Origin of the sequence: Sphingomonas sp. 10B4 (genome assembly GCF_035019905.1) — a bacterium.
Lineage (GTDB): Bacteria > Pseudomonadota > Alphaproteobacteria > Sphingomonadales > Sphingomonadaceae > Sphingomonas > Sphingomonas glacialis.
This window is the reverse complement of the sequence record NZ_JASJVC010000441.1, coordinates 1-227: the sequence shown is the minus strand read 5'-3', so window position 1 is coordinate 227 and position 227 is coordinate 1. Positions and strand designations below refer to the sequence as shown.

Annotated in this window: 1 protein-coding gene; it reads right to left on the bottom strand. The window is 46.3% G+C overall.

Annotation, left to right across the window (positions count from 1 at the left end; genetic code table 11):
• Positions 1–41 precede the first annotated feature (41 nt).
• On the bottom strand, positions 42–227 hold a 186-nt coding region (locus QN347_RS20420; protein WP_323494491.1), incomplete at its 5' end, for a hypothetical protein.

The window sequence follows — 227 nt, the reverse complement described above, 5'->3', positions numbered from 1 at the left end:
GCAAAATACCGAGCATGAAAACCAGCCATTCTATTTCTACCTCATTGCAACGACGGATCAATGGGTGGCGCAAAAGATTGGCTAAGAATATAATTTCTGCCGAGCGCAACATTCGCACCTGCACTAATTTTTTCAACAAGTTGCCGAACAGCCATGACATCATTGGCTAAGGCGGCTTCGATGAAGTTGAGGATTTGCTCGCGATGCTCATAGCCGTAGTGCAGTAC